This window comes from Aerosakkonema sp. BLCC-F183 (assembly GCF_041929145.1).
In the GTDB taxonomy this organism is placed as follows: Bacteria; Cyanobacteriota; Cyanobacteriia; order Cyanobacteriales; family Aerosakkonemataceae; genus Aerosakkonema.
On record NZ_JBHFNU010000112.1, the window covers coordinates 38,534 to 59,985 of the forward strand.

At 46.0% G+C, this 21,452-nt stretch carries 18 protein-coding genes; 10 read left to right on the top strand and 8 right to left on the bottom strand.

The window, feature by feature from the left end; all coding sequences use genetic code 11:
- Positions 1-273 precede the first annotated feature (273 nt).
- The 6 genes from ACE1CD_RS32960 to ACE1CD_RS32985 form a co-directional block, all read right to left on the bottom strand.
- A complete protein-coding gene (locus ACE1CD_RS32960; RefSeq protein WP_374827441.1) occupies positions 274-2,556 on the bottom strand; it encodes a family 1 glycosylhydrolase in 2,283 nt (760 codons plus the stop codon).
- A 385-nt stretch (positions 2,557-2,941) separates the two neighbouring features.
- A complete protein-coding gene (glf, locus tag ACE1CD_RS32965) occupies positions 2,942-4,180 on the bottom strand; it encodes a UDP-galactopyranose mutase (RefSeq protein ID WP_374827442.1) in 1,239 nt (412 codons plus the stop codon).
- 226 nt (positions 4,181-4,406) lie between these two features.
- A complete protein-coding gene (locus ACE1CD_RS32970) occupies positions 4,407-5,813 on the bottom strand; it encodes a glycosyltransferase family 1 protein (protein ID WP_374799113.1) in 1,407 nt (468 codons plus the stop codon).
- A gap of 515 nt (positions 5,814-6,328) precedes the next feature.
- Entirely contained in the window at positions 6,329-7,672 is a 1,344-nt protein-coding gene (locus tag ACE1CD_RS32975; protein WP_374827443.1) for a tetratricopeptide repeat protein, read from the bottom strand.
- A gap of 236 nt (positions 7,673-7,908) precedes the next feature.
- Positions 7,909-8,985, bottom strand: coding sequence for a tetratricopeptide repeat protein (locus tag ACE1CD_RS32980; protein ID WP_374799117.1), 1,077 nt, complete (start codon positions 8,983-8,985; stop codon positions 7,909-7,911).
- 200 nt (positions 8,986-9,185) lie between these two features.
- Positions 9,186-10,460 carry a hypothetical protein gene (locus ACE1CD_RS32985; protein WP_374827444.1) on the bottom strand — a complete coding sequence of 425 codons (1,275 nt, stop codon included), beginning with the start codon at positions 10,458-10,460 and terminating at the stop codon, positions 9,186-9,188.
- A gap of 104 nt (positions 10,461-10,564) precedes the next feature.
- Here ACE1CD_RS32985 and ACE1CD_RS32990 point away from each other — a divergent pair, with 104 nt between their 5' ends.
- Positions 10,565-12,766 (top strand): DNA polymerase III subunit gamma/tau, encoded by a 2,202-nt coding sequence (locus ACE1CD_RS32990; protein ID WP_374827446.1) that lies wholly within the window; start codon positions 10,565-10,567, stop codon positions 12,764-12,766.
- Positions 12,767-12,807: 41 nt separating this feature from the next.
- On the opposite strand, the gene ACE1CD_RS32995 is transcribed toward ACE1CD_RS32990, so the two are convergent.
- The gene (locus tag ACE1CD_RS32995) at positions 12,808-14,235 is read right to left on the bottom strand and encodes a glycosyltransferase (RefSeq protein WP_374827448.1); all 1,428 of its coding nucleotides are present in this window, start codon (positions 14,233-14,235) and stop codon (positions 12,808-12,810) included.
- A gap of 852 nt (positions 14,236-15,087) precedes the next feature.
- Here ACE1CD_RS32995 and ebsA point away from each other — a divergent pair.
- The 7 genes from ebsA to ACE1CD_RS33030 all read left to right on the top strand — a co-directional run bounded on the left by ebsA (position 15,088) and on the right by ACE1CD_RS33030 (position 18,852).
- On the top strand, positions 15,088-15,468 hold the full coding sequence (gene ebsA / locus ACE1CD_RS33000) for a type IV pilus biogenesis protein EbsA (RefSeq protein ID WP_374799125.1): 381 nt from the start codon (positions 15,088-15,090) through the stop codon (positions 15,466-15,468).
- 45 nt (positions 15,469-15,513) lie between these two features.
- Entirely contained in the window at positions 15,514-16,605 is a 1,092-nt protein-coding gene (locus ACE1CD_RS33005) for a phosphotransacetylase family protein (RefSeq protein WP_374799127.1), read from the top strand.
- A gap of 44 nt (positions 16,606-16,649) precedes the next feature.
- Positions 16,650-17,153 carry a DNA recombination-mediator protein A gene (locus ACE1CD_RS33010; protein ID WP_190471019.1) on the top strand — a complete coding sequence of 168 codons (504 nt, stop codon included), beginning with the start codon at positions 16,650-16,652 and terminating at the stop codon, positions 17,151-17,153.
- The gene (locus tag ACE1CD_RS33015; protein ID WP_374827449.1) at positions 17,146-17,295 is read left to right on the top strand and encodes a hypothetical protein; all 150 of its coding nucleotides are present in this window, start codon (positions 17,146-17,148) and stop codon (positions 17,293-17,295) included. Before ACE1CD_RS33010 ends, ACE1CD_RS33015 begins: the two co-directional genes overlap by 8 nt.
- Positions 17,288-17,692 (top strand): MAPEG family protein, encoded by a 405-nt coding sequence (locus tag ACE1CD_RS33020; protein WP_374799131.1) that lies wholly within the window; start codon positions 17,288-17,290, stop codon positions 17,690-17,692. Before ACE1CD_RS33015 ends, ACE1CD_RS33020 begins: the two co-directional genes overlap by 8 nt.
- 137 nt (positions 17,693-17,829) lie before the next feature.
- A complete protein-coding gene (locus ACE1CD_RS33025) occupies positions 17,830-18,321 on the top strand; it encodes a YajQ family cyclic di-GMP-binding protein (RefSeq protein ID WP_374799132.1) in 492 nt (163 codons plus the stop codon).
- 45 nt (positions 18,322-18,366) lie between these two features.
- Positions 18,367-18,852 (top strand): YidH family protein, encoded by a 486-nt coding sequence (locus tag ACE1CD_RS33030; RefSeq protein ID WP_374799133.1) that lies wholly within the window; start codon positions 18,367-18,369, stop codon positions 18,850-18,852.
- A 202-nt stretch (positions 18,853-19,054) separates the two neighbouring features.
- Here ACE1CD_RS33030 and hemL read toward each other — a convergent pair whose 3' ends face one another.
- Positions 19,055-20,353: a glutamate-1-semialdehyde 2,1-aminomutase gene (gene hemL, locus ACE1CD_RS33035; protein ID WP_374827450.1), complete on the bottom strand. Its 1,299-nt coding sequence runs from the start codon at positions 20,351-20,353 to the stop codon at positions 19,055-19,057.
- A 125-nt stretch (positions 20,354-20,478) separates the two neighbouring features.
- Between hemL and ACE1CD_RS33040 the strand changes: the two genes are divergently transcribed.
- Together ACE1CD_RS33040 and hisIE are read left to right on the top strand one after the other, a co-directional pair.
- Positions 20,479-20,670, top strand: coding sequence for a ChaB family protein (locus tag ACE1CD_RS33040; protein WP_374799137.1), 192 nt, complete (start codon positions 20,479-20,481; stop codon positions 20,668-20,670).
- Positions 20,671-20,738: 68 nt separating this feature from the next.
- Positions 20,739-21,389 carry a bifunctional phosphoribosyl-AMP cyclohydrolase/phosphoribosyl-ATP diphosphatase HisIE gene (gene hisIE / locus ACE1CD_RS33045; RefSeq protein ID WP_374827451.1) on the top strand — a complete coding sequence of 217 codons (651 nt, stop codon included), beginning with the start codon at positions 20,739-20,741 and terminating at the stop codon, positions 21,387-21,389.
- Positions 21,390-21,452 lie beyond the last annotated feature (63 nt).

Below are 21,452 nucleotides of genomic sequence, written 5' to 3' on the forward strand. Positions count from 1 at the left end.
AATATGGAATTTAAAGCTATTAAACCCGAATTACCGATCCAATTGCCATTCTTACAGCCAAGTATAATAATCTTTACTCCTGCCTCAATTAAGCTTTCAATTGCTTAGAAAGAGGGCGTCGGGGTTAGGGATTAGGGAAGGGGGGGCAGGGGAGCAGGGGAGCAGGGGAGCAGGGGAGCAGGGGGGCAGGAAGAAATTCTTAATTTTGACTGAGTGACTTTTGACTGAGTGACTTTTGACTGAGTGACTTTTGACTGAGTGACTTTTGACTTTCTAACCCTTTTCCTGGAAATAGCGATCGATCGCATTCTCCAGCGACGGCAATAACACCCCCCGTTCGCTGCCAAGAACGCTATAGGTCGGACGCGGTGCCACCAGACTGAGCGCTTGTATCGGTCGAGCTTCAATCTGCGCGACATCGAAACCGGCTTGTTTAGCAGCTAAGCGTGCCAAATCTGCCCAAGAAATCTCACTTGGGTTGGCCAGATGCCACAAACCGAACTCACCGTCAATCAATAAGTCGAGACTGGCATTGACAAGATCCGGAACATATGTAGGAGAGACGATCGCATCCGCCGCCGCCACAAAAGGCTGTCCCGATGCCAGGGTGCGTAGCGCCACCGTGAGAAAATTGTACTCATCCCAAGGCCCAAAAAACGCACTGGTACGCACAACCAGCGAAGAGGGATGCACTTTGAGAACTCGCACTTCCGCCTCTGCTTTACTGCGACCGTACACATTCAGGGGTGCAACCGCATTGCTTTCCACATAAGGTGCGGTACGAGTACCATCAAACACGAGATCCGATGAGAAAGTCAGCAGCGCCACACCTCTTTTTGCACAAGCATCAGCCAGAATAGCAGGGCCTTCTGCATTTTCTCGCAGACAGGCATTCTCTTCCCGTTCCGCATCATCCACGCGAACGTACCCAGCCGCATTGATGACCGCCCAAGGCTGCAATTCAGTCATAGCTCGATCGACAGCTACAGGATCGGCAATATCCATCTGCTGACGACACAGCAGGTGATAAGGAATACCCCGAATCTCGCAAATCCTAGCAAATGCTTGCCCCAGCGTTCCCCTAGCTCCCACAATCACAACAGAGCGGGGGTGCGGGGGTGCAGGGGAAAATTTTGACTTTTGACTATTCTCCCCATCTCCACAGCATCTGAAAACAGGTGGATAAAGCAACCGATGGGGACGATGCCACCATCCTGGCAGATCGAGGACGGGGTGGTCGTAAGTTCCCGATCTCGCCAACTCGCGCAGCATCACGGCTAGGGCGGTGGGGCGCGGTTTCGACACTTCTCCTGAGTCGCCGCAATGCGATCGCAAATCGAATACGCCCGACTCGTAACGACCGACAGACCTAGTTACTAAACTATCCCAGTCATACGACCCCAGCAGCGACCAAGCGGTGATGGCACGCACGTCCACCCCTTCCGAGCGCAAACACACAGCCGCATCCCAAACCTCTTTGACCCAGCGCAACTGCTCCTCGCGAGTACAACCGTGGTGTACCTCAGTGACGGCAATGGGCAACTTGTAGCGTTCCCAAGTTTCTTTAATCAGTGTGTATGGCCCCGCTATCCCTTCAGCGCAAACCCTGACAGCTTCCACATCTGCATATTGGTGTCGTCCATTTCCGCCATGAGTCCAATGGGGATATAATTCTAGGCGTTCGTCGAGAAAGCGATCGCTCGTTAAATAGTGGTTCATGCCGATCGTATCCGGCGGACAGGCATTTTCCAGAAACCATTCCAGTTCCACTTCTGGAATACCAGTCCAACGTAAATATTCCCACATGGGATGGTCGCGGTTGACTCGACCGCACAGCAAATCGAAACTCAGCCAGCGACGCTCATTTTCAAACTCTGCTTGATACGCCATCAACGGCGTACTGAAAACCTTACACAAATCTTCTGTTTGGATCAGTTGTGCGGCGGGATTGACTCGGCGAATCGCCTGCATCGATAAGATAATAGCGCGGCATTGGGTTAACAAGGCACGCACGAAGGTGAGATTATCTCGACCGTGAGGATACCAGTGACCGTACAATCCGCTAAAACGTGCTGTCGTCAGAGGTTCGTTGACCGGTGTGTAGCGCTCTACCCAAGGGTAACGCTCGGCAACTGCTCGTGCAAACTCAGCAAGTCCGGAGGCAAAAGTGCGATCGACTAAGCTCGTATGACGAGGGCCACTGCCGTGATGAACCAAGCCAACAATGGGACTGATGTCCAGTGCTTGCAAACGACCCAATCGTTCATCTGCCCAAGACCAATCCGCATTTTCCCACCCCGAAGGCGCGATTAACTCCCACAATACCGGGTAGCGAAGACTACGCACTCCCAATTCTGCAAACAAGTCCAGGTCATCTAAGCGCCTTTTGTGACCGTTGCGTTCTAGTTGATTGAAATATTCATCCCCCACCCGATTGACGGTACACTCGACCCCCGCCCACATCTCCAACTTTGAGCATTGAGCCTTCAACTTTGAGTTTTGAATTAATTGAGAATTTTCAACTGAAAATTCCTTATTCAATGCCGCCCTTGCCATTCCGCACTCCTCATTAACTCGCTTGAAAAGGTGTTAGGAGTTAGTTGGAAATTGTCATATCGTGTCCGGTAGCATCGGTTGCATAAAAAAATGCGTTCTTAACCGCTCTCTTATCTGCGTTCATCTGCGTTTATCTGCCCTCATCTGCGGTAAAATTTTAACCCCCGATTCCCACAGATAATATGAAAGCATCAATCATTTACTACCGATGCAACCGGACACGATATCAGATATTTTTATCTCGTATCGCCAGTCGATCGCTTACTTACGAATTAAAGATTTGGCGCTATAAATCCGCCTTATGCGTAGATTTTTAGCGGTTAAACTTCCGATTTTCGGTCTCGACCGGGTTTCTTTCCCTAACCCCTTTACTTAAGAATGACAGTTACTTATTAACGACCTTCCCATTACCGTTTGTCGTTACAGCTTTAGTCTCTAGACTTTTATCGACAATTTTGTTTGGAGAGCCATCCTGAATGTAGCCGTCTCTGCGGTCTAGCTCTAATTGCTCCAAAACGATTGGTTTTTCCTCTAGCTTCGTGCCGATTTGTTTGAAGATTGTCAGAGCTTGAGCTACACATTGATCCATGTTGTAATACTTATAAGTTGCCAATCGCCCGACAAAATGCACTCCTGGTATCCCATCAGCCAATTCTTTGTATTTCTTGTAAAGTTCGTTGTTTTCAGGACGGGGTACTGGATAGTAAGGATCTCCCTCAGCTTGGGGAAACTCGTAAACAATGCTAGTTTTAGGATGTTCCTGTCCGGTGAGGTATTTGAATTCCGTACAGCGGGTATATAAATGCTCGTTGGGGTAGTTAACAACGGGTGCTGGTTGATGTACGGCTTTGTTGAGCGTTTCGTGCTTGAAGTCTAGGGAACGGTAGGGTAATTTACCATAACGATAATCGAAAAAAGCATCGATCGGCCCAGTATAAATCATCTCGCGATACGGGATGACGTTCGCAATTTCCCGATAATCAGTGTTCAGCATGATTTTGATGTTCGGATGAGACAGCATCTTCTCGAACATCCGAGTATAGCCATGCAATGGCATCGCCTGATAAGTATCGGTAAAATATCGATCGTCGCGGTTAGTGCGTGTGGGTACGCGAGCTGTGACTGACTTATCCAGTTCCGATGGGTCGATACCCCATTGCTTGCGAGTGTAGTTACGGAAAAACTTCTCGTAAAGTTCTCTTCCTACTTTGCTGACAACCACATCTTCGCTGGTGCGAATGTATTCTTTTTTCTCTGCTACCGAGGCAAAGAATTCCTCTAATTGAAATGAGGTAAGATTCAGTCCGTAAAGCTTATTAATAGTGTCGAGGTTGATTGGCATTGGCACAAGTTGACCGTCTACACTCGCACGTACCCGATGTTCGTAAGGACGCCACTCGGTAAAATTTGATAAATACTCGAAAACTTCGCGTGAGTTGGTATGAAAAATGTGAGGGCCATATTTATGTACCAAAAGTCCTGCATCGTCGTAGCAATCGTAAGCGTTTCCCCCAATGTGGTTGCGCTTATCAACAATCAGAACTTTTTTTCCTAACTGACTGGCAAGTCTTTCTGCCAAAACACTGCCAGCGAAACCCGCTCCTACAATTAAATAATCGAACATCTTCAAAAACCTCGCTATTTTTGGCAAAATCGCGCAGGAAGTTTGATTCCTCACTCAGTCAGTCAGGAATAAACTGCCGCATCACAACAGGGAAAAGTGAATTTTTCGTAATTGGTAATCGGTAATATTAAAAAATTACTGATTACTTATTTATCATTGGCTCTCTCAGACCAAATTGTTTTCCGCAAAGAAACCTGGTTTCTATGAAAAATCTTTGATTTATCAACTAGATCTCGACGGAGAAACCCGGTTTCTGGCTTCTTCGTGCGTAAGTCCCTTTCTGCAAAGAAACCTGGTTTCCATGAAAAATCTTTGGTTTATCAACTAGATCTTGACGGAGAAACCCGGTTTCTGAATTTTCTGTCACGTTCCCAGTGCTTATTGTTTCTTCTATCAACTGCATCATGCGTTCCCAAGTAGAATCCCAAGAAGTTTGAGATAAAAATGTATCTACTCGATCGAGCCATCCGGATTCTTGCGGATCTCGATCGATTACTCGCAGGGTTGCATCAACAAAATCTGCAACTGTATCGGCAATTTCTACCAAGCCATTGTCACCGTATGGGCGCACCACATCGCGAATGGAAGTAGACACAACTGGTTTACCTGCGGCGAGATATTCAGGGGTTTTGGTGGGACTGATAAAACGAGTCGATTCGTTGCGAGCAAAAGGCAGCATCGCTACATCCCACCCAGCAATATAAGCTGGTAATTCTTGATAAGATTTGCCGCCGAGATAATGAATATTGGGATATTGGGGTAGAACTGCGGGATCGATTTTGACAACTGGGCCAAGAATTACCAGATGCCAGTCAGGACAAGCTTGGGCAATACCGTCTAATAGTTCGATATCCATGCGTTCGTCTATGACGCCGAAGAATCCCAAACGCGGGTGAGGAATATTTATTTGGTCGGCTGGTTCCTGGGTAATATTCCTGGCTTTGGCAAAGTGCGTTCTCTCAATGCTACTCGGAAAAGCGTAGATGTTTGGATGTCGATCGCGTTTAGCTTCATACAGACTTTGCCCCCCTGTAAATACAATGTCTGCCCGACGAAATAGTTCATCTTCGCGAACTTTTAAGATAGGATTTGCTCCTTTAAATGCAGATAGCTCATCCATGCAATCGTAGACAATCGCAAGCGGATTTAAGTGGCGCGTAAAGCCTAATGCCATCGGTGTGTAATACCAGAGAATGTACTCGCGGATTTGCGCTTGTGCAAACAAATGAGCGAGCATTTCCTTGAGCGCAGTTTCAATCGCATCCTCGCTCAATCCTTCTTGCAGATGCGGTACCACAACACACACACCACTCTCGCGACTGCTAATATCCAATCGTGAAGACGAATCAGAACTAAAAATAGGCTCTTCAATAATAAATACCCGTCGCTCTTTTGCACAACGGCTTAAAAGATGTTGAGGTCGTTGATAAACAAAATCCCATCGGAGATGGGACAGACAAATTAGATCTGCTTTGTTTGCAAACGAAGTTTTGGGAGTATCTAAGTTTAAGTTTGTTAATAATGCTTCGATTGAGGCGGCAGGCAACTGTCTAGAATTGCTATCGGAGATATCTGTCTCTTTACCTGTGACACCGTTTCCATTATTTTTACTTGGGTTTCCTAATTGTGACATGATTCTCCTCACTACTACAACAGTTAAACTTTTGGAAGAATATCGCCAACAAATTTCAGAGCTTTTTGTGCGAGCAATTAATTATCAAAATTTTGTTGCCATATCCAACACAAAGGAATAGAGAAATGCTCTTGGAGTAGGTTCATTTGCCCCTTAACTTTAAAGCATTGATAGAAATTAGATTTTTTTCTCTACTGCTAAGCAGTTTACAGAATGTTATTGCTACTTACTTCTTCCGTAAGGCTGACTTTGTTCCGCTCGGTTCGTACCTCTGTTTGCCTCATCTTGTAAGTTTCGTTACAAAAACGGCTGCGATTATTAGGCTTATGAACTATCGGCGAGACAAATAAGCCATATAGTTTTTACTGATTTCTTCAGAATCACTGCTTATCACAGCCGTCAGTTGCATACCTGACCCCAATTATCACTTATGGACGATCGGAATGTTAAGTTAGATTGTATAGCTAAATACAAAAAGCATTTGGGCGAGCGTTACTATCCCTAGTTCGCTCAATTCATCCATATTTTTTCTTAGTATCATTTATATTTTGCCTAGCTTCCTGAAAATCAGGTTGAATTGACAAAGCCTTTTCATAACTTAATATTGCCTCATCAAAACGGCCTAAGTTAAACAGTGCCGTACCCCTATTGTTCCATGATTCTGCCTTATCGGGTTTGATTTCTAAAGCTTTGTCATAGCTGAATAAAGCTTCTTCAAATCTTTCTAAATTTAATAGTGCGTTACCTCTGTTATTCCAAGCTTGGTGAAAATTAGGTTTAATTTCTATAGCTCGATCGTATGAAAATATCGCTTCTTCAATTCGACCTAAATTAAGTAAGGCAATTCCCCTATTGTACCAGGATTGATATTGATCGGGATTTAATTGTAAAGCTTGTTCGTAACTGACGATCGCTTCTTCCAAGCGACCCAAACTTCTCAGTGCAGCGCCCCTATTCATCCAATTTTCGTGAGAGTTTGGCTGAATATCCAACGCTCGATCGTAACTTAATATAGCTTCTTCATAGCGACCTAAATCCTTTAGCGCTATACCCCGGTTAAACCAGGCGTCATGGTAATTTGGGTTGAGCGATACAGCTTTGTCATAGCTGATAATAGCTCCTAAAATATCGCGATCGCTATATTGCTGATTGGCAAGACTAAACCATTTTTCGGCTTCTTTTGTAGTAACTTCAATCGCACTACCTCGATCGATCGCTGTCTCAACAATCGCTTGGGTATCGGCTGACTCAATTTGCAATAACTTAGCAAGTTGCTTGACTAAACTGGAGTCTTCTGACAACTTGACCAACGATTCATTGATAGCGATCGATTCTGTGGATCGAGTTTCTATTGCCCCCCTGTCTTCTTTGAAAACATAAATATCTTCGTTGGCAAATCGGAGTACTTGTTTATTTTGCTCTCGTGCCAAAAGCTGATTGCCAATTTCCCGTGCAACTTCTCCTAATTTCCCGCAGCCAATTTCGCCTAAAAGAATCATCTCCCTTGCGAATGGATAATTCGGTGTCGTTGTCGCCAACAATCTTTTCCCGAAGCGACGCAACCACCCTAGCCATTCCGTTTCAGTGGTACGATTTTTTAATGAACCTAAAAAATGCAAAACCCGCGTCTGTTGCCACCCGTGCGCTACACCTTCGAGCAGCTGCATAAACAGAAATTCGTAATCTGCATCTTCTAAGGGTTTAAGGAGTTCTACTTTTTTGTAAACTGCGATCGGCGCAGCTTGCACTTTTGGAGCCTTTCTCCCCGACCAGAAACCCGATCCAAACCAACGCCAAAACCATCTTAGTAGCTTTCCGAACAGCTTGTTGCCGATATTTTGCCAAATCTGCCCAAGCATCTGTGACACCCCTCTGCGTGGCTTCGATCTTGATTTTACGAAAATCTGGGCACGAGGGAGTAGGGGATAGGGAGCAGGGGGGCTGGGGGCTGGGGAGCAGGGGGGCAGGGGAGCAGGGGGGCTGGGGAGCAGGGGGGCAGGAAGAAATTCTTAATGAGTGACTTTTGACTTTTGACTTTTGACTTTTGACTTTTGACTTTTGACTTTTGACTTTTGACTTTTGACTTTTGACTTTTTTATTCTGGTTTGAGAGCTTGAGCTTTGTTCCAGCTATCGATCGCTTCTTCGCTGCGGCCCAAATTACTGAGAGCTACACTGCGGTTATACCAAGCTTCGTAGCGATCGGGTTGCAATGCCAAAGCTTTGTCCCAGCTAGCGATCGCATCTTCTAAGCGTCCTAAGTTCCCCAGTACCAAACCGCGATTAAACCAGGCTTGGTCATCTTTCGGTTCAATTGCTACAGCTTTATCGTAAGAGGCGATCGCATCTTCCAGACGTCCTACGTGGCCCAAAGCCACACCTCGGTTGTACCAGGCTTGTTGATAATTTGGTTGAATTTCCAAAGCTTTATCGTAGGAGTAGATCGCTTCTTCGCTGCGTCCTATTTTAAACAGAGCGTTGCCACGGTTATTCCAGGCGTCAGATTTATCTTGTTTGTATTGCAAAGCTTTATCGTAGCTGGCGATCGCATCGTAAGTGCGTCCTAATTTAAACAGAGCATTAGCGCGGTTATACCAGACTTCGTGGGCTTCCGGTAGAATAGCCAGCGCCTTGTCATAACTGACGATCGCTGCTTGATAATCACCATTATTAAATAGCTGAATGCCTTGATAGAACCATGCTTGTGCCTCTTGCGGATCGCCCGGATCGAGAAACGAGTTATTATCTTGGTATGATTGCGGAGTGCGTGCGAGTAACTTTATACCGATTTCCTTGGCAATGTCGCCAAATTCCCCGCACCCTACATCGCCCAAATGCACCATCCGAGTGGCTAGCTGACGATTTGGGGATTGGGATGCCAAGAGTCGATCGCCAAAGCCGCGCAGCCACGCGATCCACACTTCCACATCGGTACGTTCCGCTAGCGCCTCAAAAACTCTCACAACTTGCTCCTGACGCCAGCCATGCTCAACCCCTTCTAAGAGCTGCATGAAAAAATACTCGTAGTCTGCATCAGTTAGGGGTGTATTTTCCGTTTGCTTTATCGGTTTTGGAGGTTGGGGTTGTTTGCGGATGCCAAAAAGACGGCGATACCACCTTCGTAGCATTCGCCTTAGCGTACTGTAGGCATATCGCCAAAATCGCCCTTTCATCTTTCCCATCCCCGCGTTACCTTTTTCCCAGATTTTATCGAACCAAGTTGAAGAGGCTTCGTAGCTCGATCGCAACTTTTACTACCCAATCGCATCTCTAATTCTGCGCCAACCTCTGTCAATCCGTAAAAATTTATCAAACTTGAGCTTAGTATTGCTCAAAAGGCATCAGTTACCGATACCGATCTTGTTTCGCCCCATTACTGTTGTCCTGTTTGCAGTTGCTGCCAAGAACTACTTTCGCATTTGATTAATTTATCAAGGGTGGCGATCGCTTTGCTGTTTTGCGAACTACGGATCTCCTGTTCCATACCAATATTCGTTAGTTCCATCCCCAGACGGATGACATAAGCTTTTTGTTCTTCACTAGCGATCTGACTGCGCTCGACTGCTTGTATGTTTGCCAGAAAAGACTTCTGGATATTGAAATTAAATATTTTAGCGATCGCATTAACTGCGTAACTTTGTTCCGGGCGAGCGGTTTGGAGAACTTCCGCGATCGGTTTACTCAAGATTGTCTGCTGAGTCAGTTTGTCAGCCTGACTTTGCAGCCAAGCCTCTGATGTAGAAATCGGCCAATCCGTACTGCGTTCGTCTACTTTGGCAAAAGCGTGGGCTTCCGCATAAGAAATCCGTCCATCTTTGTTATAGTCAGCTGACGCGACTGACTGACCGATACGGTTGCGCCCGCTCAAGCCTGCAAAAAAGCTAGAACTATAATCTTTATAGTCCGCTTCGTTGACTGCTGGAGTACAACCAACGGAAGGTCTGGTTTTGACGGTGGCGAAAAAGCCGCAACGAGTTTGCAGTGCGACTGGACGTTTGGGGTCGCCGCCTTCGTAGATAAAATTAGCGAATGAGCCGGAAAAGCACTGACTCATCATCATCACTACAGATGTCTGCTGAGGAAGGCGATCGAGCATACCAGCAAATTGCTGCACTGTCAGCAATTCCTTATTCCACAGCAGGAAAGCGTTGTTATCTATATCTTCGGGATTGGGGATGCCATGTCCTGTGAAGTAGAAGAAAATAGATTTGGGGTTGCCACTGAGATCCTGAAGCGAACGCTGCAAGTTGGCCATAGTAGATGCACCGTCAAGATTGGGAATCTGTGGCACTTTGAACTGCTGCTGTCCACCAGAGTCGAGATAGCGAACTGTCGCCTGTCGGTCATCGCCGTTGGCAAAAAAAGTGAACGCTTCAGCTGGGTTGTAACCCATTGCGCTCAAAGTGCGCTGAAAGTATAGAATGTTCTTTTCGATCGCGATTTCGTTCGCTTCCGGCGCTGGGCCACCACCAAATGCCAAGAAATTTGTTTTTTGTTGTGGGGATTGATTTGGCGTTTGTCCTTGACAAGTGGGTGCTAGTTGTGCATTAACTGCGACGCTGGTATTGACGATCGGGAGTTGCAGGGTGATCGATACCCCCAGAACCAAATTAGTAATGTGGTGGCGATGGCGCGAAAAATACTGCATGGTAATTTGTATCAAGTTTATTAAATCCTTTTTCCAAGGCAGTGATGACCCACGATCGGATTTTATCGCCTTGATGTCGTTCTCCTTAAAATATCTTAATTTTTATGACCTACGAACCCTTACATCACAAGTATCGCCCTTCTAGTTTTGCCGATCTGGTGGGTCAAGATGCGATCGCCACCACCCTGACTAACGCCATCCAACAAAAACGGATAGCACCAGCTTACTTGTTCACCGGCCCCAGAGGCACCGGCAAAACTTCCAGTGCTAGAATTTTAGCTAAATCGCTTAACTGTCTTTCTTACAAAGATCCCACACCTCAACCTTGCGGTAAATGCGACGTTTGTCAGGGAATTGCCAAAGGCTCAACTTTAGATGTAATTGAAATCGATGCTGCTAGCAATACAGGCGTTGACAACATTAGAGAATTAATCGAAAAAGCTCAATTTGCACCCGTACAGTGCCGTCACAAAGTTTACATCATTGATGAATGTCATATGCTCAGTGCAGCGGCATTCAATGCTTTGCTAAAAACTTTAGAAGAACCACCCGATCGCGTAGTCTTTGTCTTGGCAACAACCGACCCTCAAAGAGTCTTGCCAACTATTATTTCTCGCTGTCAGCGTTTTGATTTTCGGCGCATTCCGCTGGAGGCGATGGTGAAGCATCTGCGTCATATTGCCAATAAAGAAAATATCGATATTACCGATGATGCGATCGTTCTCGTTGCCCAAATTGCCCAAGGCGGATTGAGAGATGCCGAAAGTACATTAGATCAACTCAGCTTGTTATCCGGAGAGGTAACAGTTGAGAAGGTTTGGGATTTGGTAGGCGCAGTTCCGGAGAAAGATTTGATGAGTTTGATCGAAGCGATCGCCACCAACGATAGCACATCTGTAATAGACATAACTCGTCGCCTCATGGATAGAGGTCGAGAACCTTTAATTGTCTTGCAAAATTTAGCTTCTTTTTATCGCGATTTACTAATTGCGAAAACTGCACCTAACCGTTCGGATTTAGTCGCCGTCACAGCACCTACATGGCAAGCGCTGTGCGAATTTCAAGGTTTGGAAATCAACCAGATTTTATTTGGGCAAAAGCAACTTAAAGACAGCGAAGTTCAAATAAAAAATACAACCCAGCCGCGCTTGTGGTTAGAGGTAACATTATTGGCCTTGTTGCCATCTGCGATCGCATCGACAATTAGCACTCAACCAACTGCTAAACCGCTGACTAATCCTGCAATTACGCCCAATGTAAATAATACGCCATCGCCCGATCGAGTAACAAAAAAAGTAGAAATATCGGAACCTACTTCGCCAAATCCACCAATTCAAACCGAAAATCCTCAATTCCATAAACAAGAGGTTATTCCTGTTGCAGAACAAGTTCCCGATGCGCCTATTGAAGCCAAACCCAGTCACGCCAATTTTCAACAAGATGATGTAAGTAAAATTGCAGAAAATTCATCTAATTTGGAGGAAATATGGCAACAAGTAATTAAAAATGCACTATCAGGTACTAAACCGATGTTGAGAGATCATTGCTACTTAGTATCTTTTAAAGATGGAGAAGCGATGATTGGCATTAAACAAAAATCTCTTCATATTTCAGATATGATTAAAGGAACTTTGCCCCAAGTAAAAGAAGCTTTTTCAAAAGCATTCAAAGATAAAATAAAAGTAAATTTTCTGCCTACTCAGGCAACTGAAAAAAAGTTTTCTCGCCGAAACCAGCGGCAAGATAGCATTAAAGAGCAGACGCAATTTAATCAAATCAACACATCAGCGCTGCCCAATCAAAATTTAGCATCTTCTCCCACATTTACCGAACCTCCCAACAACTTTTCACCCATAAAAATTGACGATCGACCTTCCATTCAACCCCAAGAAAATACAGACACTCCCAAACCGAATTTTCCGTCCCAAACTAAGCCAGATTCAAATACTGTTCGGTTAACTTCTCCTCCTACTCTTCCCCTACAAGGAGAGGAAAGTAAAGTCTCGCCCTCCTCCGCGCAAGGGACAGGGGTAGGTTCGTCTTATCCGAACAAGCCAAAATCGAGTCCGCAGATTTCGGACAAAAATCTAGAAAGTATAGAGATAGATAATGATAGTAAGGCGGTTCTTAATGGAGCCCAGAGACTTGCCAATTTTTTTGAAGGGGAAATTATTCAACTAACCGAGGATCTCCAACAAATCCTGTTTTCAAGTAAGCAAGAAATATCAAGATTAAATATAAGTGATGTCAAAGCAAACGAGTACTTAGACACAGAAGAAATTGAAGAAGATGGGGAAGAATTTTGAAAATTAAGAATTAAAAAATGGGATTGCCCCATTTTTAATTCTTAATTTGTAATTGGCAATTCTTCAGCAGTGCCTTGATGCACGGTTTTAACCCATTTTAGCCGCTTTGGACGTACCGACATCCGCGCAGTTGCGCTAGACATCACAACTACCCAGTGCAGCATATACAAATTGCCGCGCAGAGTTTGCAGCAAAGTAAAGAATGCGGTAGAAAAAGTCAGTTTTTCGTCTTTACGGGTGCGCCGCAAACCTCCAAACATCGCGATTAGCGACATCGTGAGCATCAGTCCGGTAATGGGACTGAAAACGGGCAAACTGGTACGAAAAACAGACATCAAAAAGTCAGGTAATACCGCCGTGGGAAGAAAATACTGAGTAATCCAAAACATGAACATATCCCAGGTTTTCCGAGTACCCATACGGTTTCTCAGAATCGGACGCCAATAGTCCAGATAGCGTTGATAACCTCCTTCTGCCCAGCGATTGCGCTGATGCCAAAGGGCTAAGGCGGTGGTGACGCCTTCTTCTCGAACGGGAGGGTCAATGAGAAAGTCAATATCCCATCGATCGAGGTGCAAGCGGATGGTGAGATCCAGGTCATCTGTGATAGTTTCCTCATTAAAACCACCACAGCGTTCTAAGGCAGAACGACGGATAAATTGACCGTTACCTCGCAATTCGCCAATGCCGCCGATCGCAATGCGCTGCTGCTGAAAAAAGCTATCCAAAGCCATTTCAGCGACTTGACCGCGAGTCCAGAAATTGACATCGGGGTTAGCGATCGCTTTTTGCACCTGCACTGCACCCACTTGCGGTTGTTCAAACACAGGTACTACCCGCCGCAACATATCAGCAGATACCTTTGCATCCGCATCAAACACAGCGATAATTTCGCCGCGAGTCAGGGGTAGCACTTGATTCAAAGCACCCGATTTACCGCCGCCAGCATCAGCAGGTCGCCGAAATACCTTGAGTCGATCGTATTCCTGGGCTAACTGTTTGAGCAATATCGGCGTTTTGTCAGTACTGCGATCGTCAATTACCCACAGCTCGTACAAGTCTCTTGGATAGTCGAGATCGCACATATTCTTGACCAAACTAGCAATGACGGCTTCTTCATTTTTAGCCGCCACCAGCAAGGAAACAAAAGGCCAAGAATCCTGATTTTCCTCAGACAAAGGCGCAGGTAAAGCACGGGGACGAGCTAGCAAAACGCGGATGGCGTGAATACCCATCAGGGTTGTCAAGAACAGCACCAACCAAATGCCCCACGAGAATAGATGTAGGGCGATCGTGCCACTCCAAACAATTGTCAGCAACAATGCGGCTTTGCGCCTGCGTCCCGCATAAAACCTGCGATCGGGTGTCTGAGTTTCCTCCTCAAAAGTGGGAGGAACGTCAGATAAAAGCGAGCCGATTTCATCAAGCTCGTTGTAGGAATTGTTTTCGGGCCAGGAATTCGCTGGCATAGGTTAGCTGATTCAACCACCAGTATTTGTCTGCACCTTTGCAGAAGCTGGGTATCGGGTAACACCAAACCGTGCAGCCTTGACATCCTTTTAGATTGCCATGACAGAAGGCGGGATTGTATCCACCTGTTCCGATTCGCGATCGAGTTCGTAAAATCTAGCCTTAATCGGAATACCTGTTTAGGCAAACTGGTACCAAGGTAGCAGGAGCTTGTCGTTAGCAGATCTGGCAAAACAGTATTTACCGCCTGAGAGCGGGGATTTGTGGTGCCATTGCCTCCAGCTTCAATAAAAGCTTATGCTGCCTTATTGTACCTGACCTTGTTGAAGTACTCAGTCGCCGTTTCTATCGATTTGACAATTTGTCGAGTAGGATTTTTCTGGAAATTGTAATTGGTGTGAGCCCTAAAAGCTGGATTGAGGCAAAATCGGGCGTCCAACGCAGGCATACGACAGAAGGGAGAGCCTCAAAGCCGCTCTCCTCTTGGGTCATAAGTTGGGGAGCAGGGGAGCGGGGGAGCAGGGGAGCAGGGGAGCGGGGGAGTGGGGGAGCGGGGGAGCGGGGGAGTAAGTATTTTTCTCTCTTTTCTTTCCCTCTTCCCTCTTCCCTCTTCCCTCTTCCCTCTTCCCTAACCCCTACCCCCAGTTAATCGATCGATAGTGTCAATTGTTTCCTCACTCGCTGCCTTTGTAAAATCAGGCTACTAACATTGCGTCTGCCTTCAAGAGAGAGAGATGATGGAATAGACATTTTGGGAATACTACGGACAGTGAATGCTGGGACGGGCTTAAATATTGCCGCCCCAGCATTTGGGCATTAGTCTGAATCTAGAGGCCAAAAAAAGGAAGATTATGAGTGCAAATATCGAACAGCTCCAACCTGCTGACCCCCGGCGAGTCAATGTCTATATGCCCTACTACCAAGGTAACAAGCGCACTTTGTTACCCCAAGCCATAAGCCTCTATGAAAAAGGGGTTCTGGAGGGAAAACGCAAAATAGAAGGCGGAGAGAGCATCCCCTTTGTTGCCACCTGGAATGTGGCGGCGCTACCATCAGACCTTACCCGTTGTCGGTTACAGTTTGATGGCAATGCAGAAATGAGTTATGAACTTACCCTGGCTAATAATGAATTTGTTAACTTTCTAATAGAAGTCATAATGAATTTTAAGACCTCTCGCTCAATCGATTTTTCCAAAGGATTTTACCGCAAGCTGCTGCGTTTGGATGAATAGAAACGGCGTTTGGAGGATACACAGCTCAAAATTAGGAGTGAGGGTGTGCCGAAATCTGTTAAATATCTGCTGATAGGATCGACCGAGGCTTATAGCGGCAAGTCAGCGGTACTTTTGGGACTTGCTCATCAGCTACAAGAAAAAAAACTGGATATTGCCTACGGTAAGCCGCTGGGAACCTGTTGGAGCGACGATCGCACTGATGGCATGGATGAGGATGTTAAGTTTTTAGCCCACAATCTCAACTTGCCGCCGAACCGATTGCTGAAAACCCTATTATTTCTCGATACAGCCAGCATCGAAAAACGCCTCAAAGGTGAAGATACAGTGGATTATCGCTCAGAGTTGCTCAAATATCTCCAGGTGCAGGCAGGAAAGCTAGTTTTGCTAGAAGGGCCAGGAACTCTGGAAGAGGGCACTTTATTTGAAATGTCCTTGCTGGAAGTGGCAGAGGTGGTGGATGCGGGTATTCTGTTGGTGACGCGCTTGGAATCGGTGCTATCGATACACAAGATATTGTCAGCGAAGCGGCGGTTGGGCGATCGCTTGGTCGGGGCTATCCTCAATGATGTTCCCAGCGAGCAACTCGAAGCAGTAGAAACAGAGATTAAGCCATTTCTGGAACAGCGGGATATTGCAGTTATGGGAATTTTGCCTCGGAGTGCTTTGCTACGCAGCGTCAGCGTCAGAGAACTGGTACACCAATTACACGCAGAGGTAATTTGCCGACCCGATCGATTGGATCTGATGGTGGAAAGCTTAACTATCGGTGCGATGAATGTCAACTCGGCGCTGAAGTACTTCCGCAAGGGTAGGAATATGGCAGTGGTGACTGGTGGCGATCGTCAGGATATCCAGCTCGCAGCCTTGGAAACTTCTACTCAGTGTTTGATTTTAACCGGACACGTCCCTCCGTCCGATTTTATTCTCAATCGCGCTGAAGACCTCGAAATTCCGATTTTGTCGGTTGACCTGGATACCCTCACCACTGTAGAAATCATTAATCGCGCTTTCGGTCAAGTGCGCCTGCAAGAACCGATTAAAGTGCAGTGCGTCCGTCAGTTAATGAAAGAACACTTTGATGTCGATCGTCTCATATCCAAACTCGGACTGGAGCCTGCTGTAACGCTACCCTAACCCATTCTGTTAAAATATCAAGGTTGTTCAACGTCAAACCGTCCTTGAGTCAATCGATAGAGATACCTAAAGTTGATGAATTAGTCCAAGAACTGGCGACAATCCAGCAAACGGGTTCCAAGCGCATTGCCCTGTTAGGATCTCGCCACGTTCCCATTACCCATCAGCACCTGATTGAAATGATGAGCTATGCCTTGGTATTATCCGGCAATAGCCTGATTACCTCCGGTGCTACGGGTACTAATGCGGCTGCCATTAGAGGCGCAATGCGGGCCGATCCCAAACTGTTAACGGTGATCTTACCCCAAAGTCTGGAGCGCCAGCCGCTAGAATCGCGCCAGCAACTCGAACAGGTGATGCACTTGGTAGAAAAGCCAGAAAACGATCATCTGTCTTTAGGTGAAGCTAGCGCCCTATGCAATCAGGAAATTGTGTCTAGATGCCAGCAGCTGATTTGCTTTGCTTTTCATGACAGCCGCACGCTGCTGCAAACTTGTAAAGATGCAGAAGAACAACGAAAATTAGTGACTCTGTTTTACTTTGATTAGTATGTTGGGCAAGTTTGCCGTTCTCTGTGCGAGCCAAATTTCGGATTTGACAAGTAAGTTGCCAATCTTTCTGATTGATTTGGCAGGCATGAGAACGAATGAAATAAAGGCTAATGATGCGATCGCAAATACCGATGTCTGACATTTTTCTTTACTGTATAGCTATAGCAGCTTTTCTGATTTACGTGCCTTTTGTGGTGGTAGCTTACACTCGCTTGCAGTTGGGCAAAGAAGCCCTGGCAACTCCCAGAGCGATCGTCGATAAACTGCCTCCCTACGCTCAGAGAGCTACGTGGGCGCATCAAAATGCTTTTGAAGCGTTTATGCTGTTTGCAGCCGCAGCGCTGATGGCTTACGCAACTGGTGTCAATTCATCTGTGGGAGTAGGCGCTGCGATCGCATTTCTAGTGGCGAGGTTGCTGCACTCGGTTTTTTATATTTTGAACATCCCTCTAGCGCGATCGCTGATGTTCGCCACTGGCTCCGTTTGCATCGCTACTTTATTCGTCCAAAGCCTGCTGCAAGCTAGTATAAATTAGTTAGCGGGTAATGGGTAATCTAGAATTTTAGATTTTAGATTTTAAATTTTAGATTGTGCCTCAATCTCATCTCGGCGGTCTAAAATTTTCAAGTACTCGATTACCTTTTCATCTCTTCAGCTTTTCACAGATTTTCTATGGCTTCTACATATTCATTTGACATTGTGAGCGACTTTGACTATCAAGAATTGGTCAATGCTGTAGACCAAACCGATCGGGAAATTCAAAGCCGCTACGACCTCAAAGACACAAAAACAACTGTGGAATTGGGCAAAGAATCGATTACGATTAATACCGACAGCGAGTTTACTTTAAACTCGATTCACACAATTCTGCAACAGAAAGCTGCCAAACGCAATCTCTCTCTCAAAATATTTGATTACGGCAAAGTTGAATCGGCCAGCGGCAATCGCGTTCGTCAAGAAATCAAACTCAAAAAAGGTATTGACCAGGACATCGCCAAACAAATTACCAAGTTGATTCGCGATGAATTTAAAAAGGTTCAAGGAGCGATTCAAGGAGATGCTGTGAGGGTTTCTGCTAAATCCAAAGATGAATTGCAAACTGTTATTCAACGCCTAAAGCAGTCAGATTTTCCAGTTGCCTTGCAATTTACGAATTATCGTTAGCTAAGTCAGCTAAGTAGGGTGGGTATTGCCCACTCTTAAATAGCGATGAACAAAACGCCAAATTTTGACCGCCTAAGAGAGCATCAAGCCAACGAACGAACATTTTTGGCTTGGTTGCGAACCTCGATCGCACTGATTGGATTTGGATTTGCAATTGCTCGCTTTGGTTTATTTCTGCGCCAGCTAGAATCTGCTGTCACAGGACATAATATCGACAGCCATTCTGCTATTAACTCTCAAAACCTCGGCTTAGGTTTAGCAATTCTCGGCATTGTTCTCATCGGCTTTTCTTTATGGCGTTACAATCAAATTTTTCGACAAATTGAGAACAGCGATTATCAGCCAAGTCGTTTAATGGTTTGGTTAACAGCAGGGATTGTCATGATATTGGGCGTACTTACTATTCCTTTTGTCCTCTGGCGACAGCCATCAGTTCCCAAGCAGCCATCTTCGAGTAAGAGTTCAGCCGCTCGCCAAAATAGCTTGCTCTATTATGATTTGGCACAAAAAATAGAGCGTAAAAATATCTGAAAATTGCAAGAAGAATCGAGGGGACAAACAAGCTGATTTTTTGGATGGGATGGTTATTTACACTAGGGACTGGGGAGAGGACAATTTCAGATTTTAAATTTTAGATTTGAGATTAAATTTAATCTCAAATCTGCATTGAAAATTTGCAGTTTATGCCCTATCCTAAGTCCCCAACACAAAACTCAATTGCGAGAATCTGAAATCACAGACTGGAGATTACTTCCGCTGCGGCTTGCAAAGTGCGATCGATATCTTCTTCTGTATGAGCGACAGAAGTAAAACCAGCTTCAAACTGCGAAGGTGCCAGGTAAATACCGCGTTCTAACATACCGCGATGGAAGCGGCTGAACTTCGCCAAGTCAGATTTTTTGGCATCCTCGTAATTGTGGACGGGACCAGAGGTAAAGAACAAACCGAACATCCCGCTGATATTACCGCCGCAAACTGCATGACCTTTTTCTTTGGCAATTTGCAACAATCCATCGGCTAGCTTTTTGGTAATGCGATCGAGATATTCGTATGTCCCCGATTTTTGGAGCAATTCCAGTGTCTTGATCCCCGCAGTCATCGCCAGAGGATTCCCGGAAAGCGTCCCCGCCTGATACATCGGCCCGGATGGTGCCACCATTGACATAATATCTCTGCGTCCGCCATAAGCTCCTACAGGCAAACCACCGCCGATAATTTTACCCAGAGTTGTCAAATCGGGAGTGATGCCGAATTTTTCTTGGGCCCCGCCGTAGGCAATCCGAAAACCGGTCATGACTTCATCAAATATGAGCAAAGCGCCGTTTTCTTTGGTAAGTACGCGCAAACCTTCCAGAAAACCGCCATCCGGAGGAATAAATCCCGCATTGCCTACCACAGGTTCCAAAATGACACCGGCAATCTGGTCTGGGTTTTCCTCAAATAAAGCTTTCACAGCTTCTAAATCGTTGAAGGGAGCCGTGAGAGTGTTCTGTGTAGCCGATTTGGGTACGCCGGGAGAGTCGGGTAAGCCAAGGGTGGCGACACCAGAGCCGGCTTTGACCAAAAACATATCGGCGTGGCCGTGGTAGCAACCTTCAAACTTGATAATTTTATCCCGTCCGGTGAAGGCTCGCATCAGGCGCAAAACGGCCATGCAAGCTTCAGTGCCGGAATTGACAAAGCGCACCATTTCAATGCTGGGAACGGCGTCGATGACCATTTCGGCGAGGACGTTTTCCAGATAGGAGGGTGCGCCGAAGCTAGTGCCTTTCTCTAAAGCTTTGTGCAGCGCCTCGATGACTTCGGGATGAGCGTGACCGCAGATGGCCGGCCCCCAAGTACCAACGTAGTCGATGTACTGGTTGTCATCGACATCCCAAATATAAGCGCCTTTGACGCGATCGAAAACTATCGGTTGTCCCCCCACGGATTTGAAGGCTCGCACGGGTGAACTGACACCCCCTGGCATTAGCTTTTGGGCTGCTGCAAAAATTTCTTCTGACTTGGTGGTTTTAAATGAGGTAGTGACCAAAGTTATCTGCTCCTTACTTGAGTCTTATCTTGGTGAAATGCTTAAAGGTCTATCTTGAGATAGTGGAAACCATTGTTCAAGCTTAGTAAGCTCATAAATTATCCTATATAGCACCCATAACCGCGATGTTATACAAAACGAATCAAGATTTGCCTGTCGATGTGCGCTCTCGTCTTTCAGAGCCCGCTCAAGAATTATACCGAGCTGCGTATAATTGTGCGCTGCACTGGTACGGCACAGAATCTAAGGCGCATGAGATTGCTTGGTGTGCGGTGAGAACTCAGGCGGCTAGTTTTAACTCTATGGCTGTAAGTTAAGTGATTTAAAGCTCTCTAGGACAAAGCATGATATCGTGATCGAGTGAGCTAAAGCTTTAACTTAATTTATGCCTGCGGCTGAGCCTACTTCTCTTAGTCAATCTATCCCGATCGATAATATCCGCTACGATGAGCGCGGATTGGTTCCGGCTATTGTCCAGGATTATCTGGATGGTACGGTGTTAATGATGGCTTGGATGAATCGGGAGTCGCTGCAAAAAACTCTCGCTACTGGAAGAACTTGGTTTTGGAGTCGATCGCGTGCCGAATTGTGGCCAAAGGGCGAAACGTCCGGTCACGTTCAAAATGTCAAAAGTCTCCGCTACGACTGCGATAGCGATGCCTTACTCATTGGTGTTGAACAGGTTGGAGATATTGCCTGCCACACAGGTGAGCGCAGTTGTTTTCATCGCGTGGATGGACAAAAGCAAGCGCCACCGGCTGATACTTTGTCTCAAGTATTTGATGTCATTTGTTCGCGCCGGGACAATCCTACAGAAAGTTCTTATACCTGCAAGTTGCTAGCTGGCGGCGATAACAAGATTTTAAAGAAGATTGGCGAAGAAGCTGCTGAAGTAGTGATGGCTTGCAAGGATGACGATAAAGAAGCGATCGCAGCTGAAGTTGCCGACCTATTTTACCACACTCTTGTAGCTTTGGCTCATCATCAAGTTGATCTCAAAGCGGTTTATCGCCAACTGCAACAACGCCGACGATAGGGAATTGACAAAAAGTCAAAAGTTAAAAGTTAAAAGTCAAAATAAAAAATGGGTTAGGGAAGT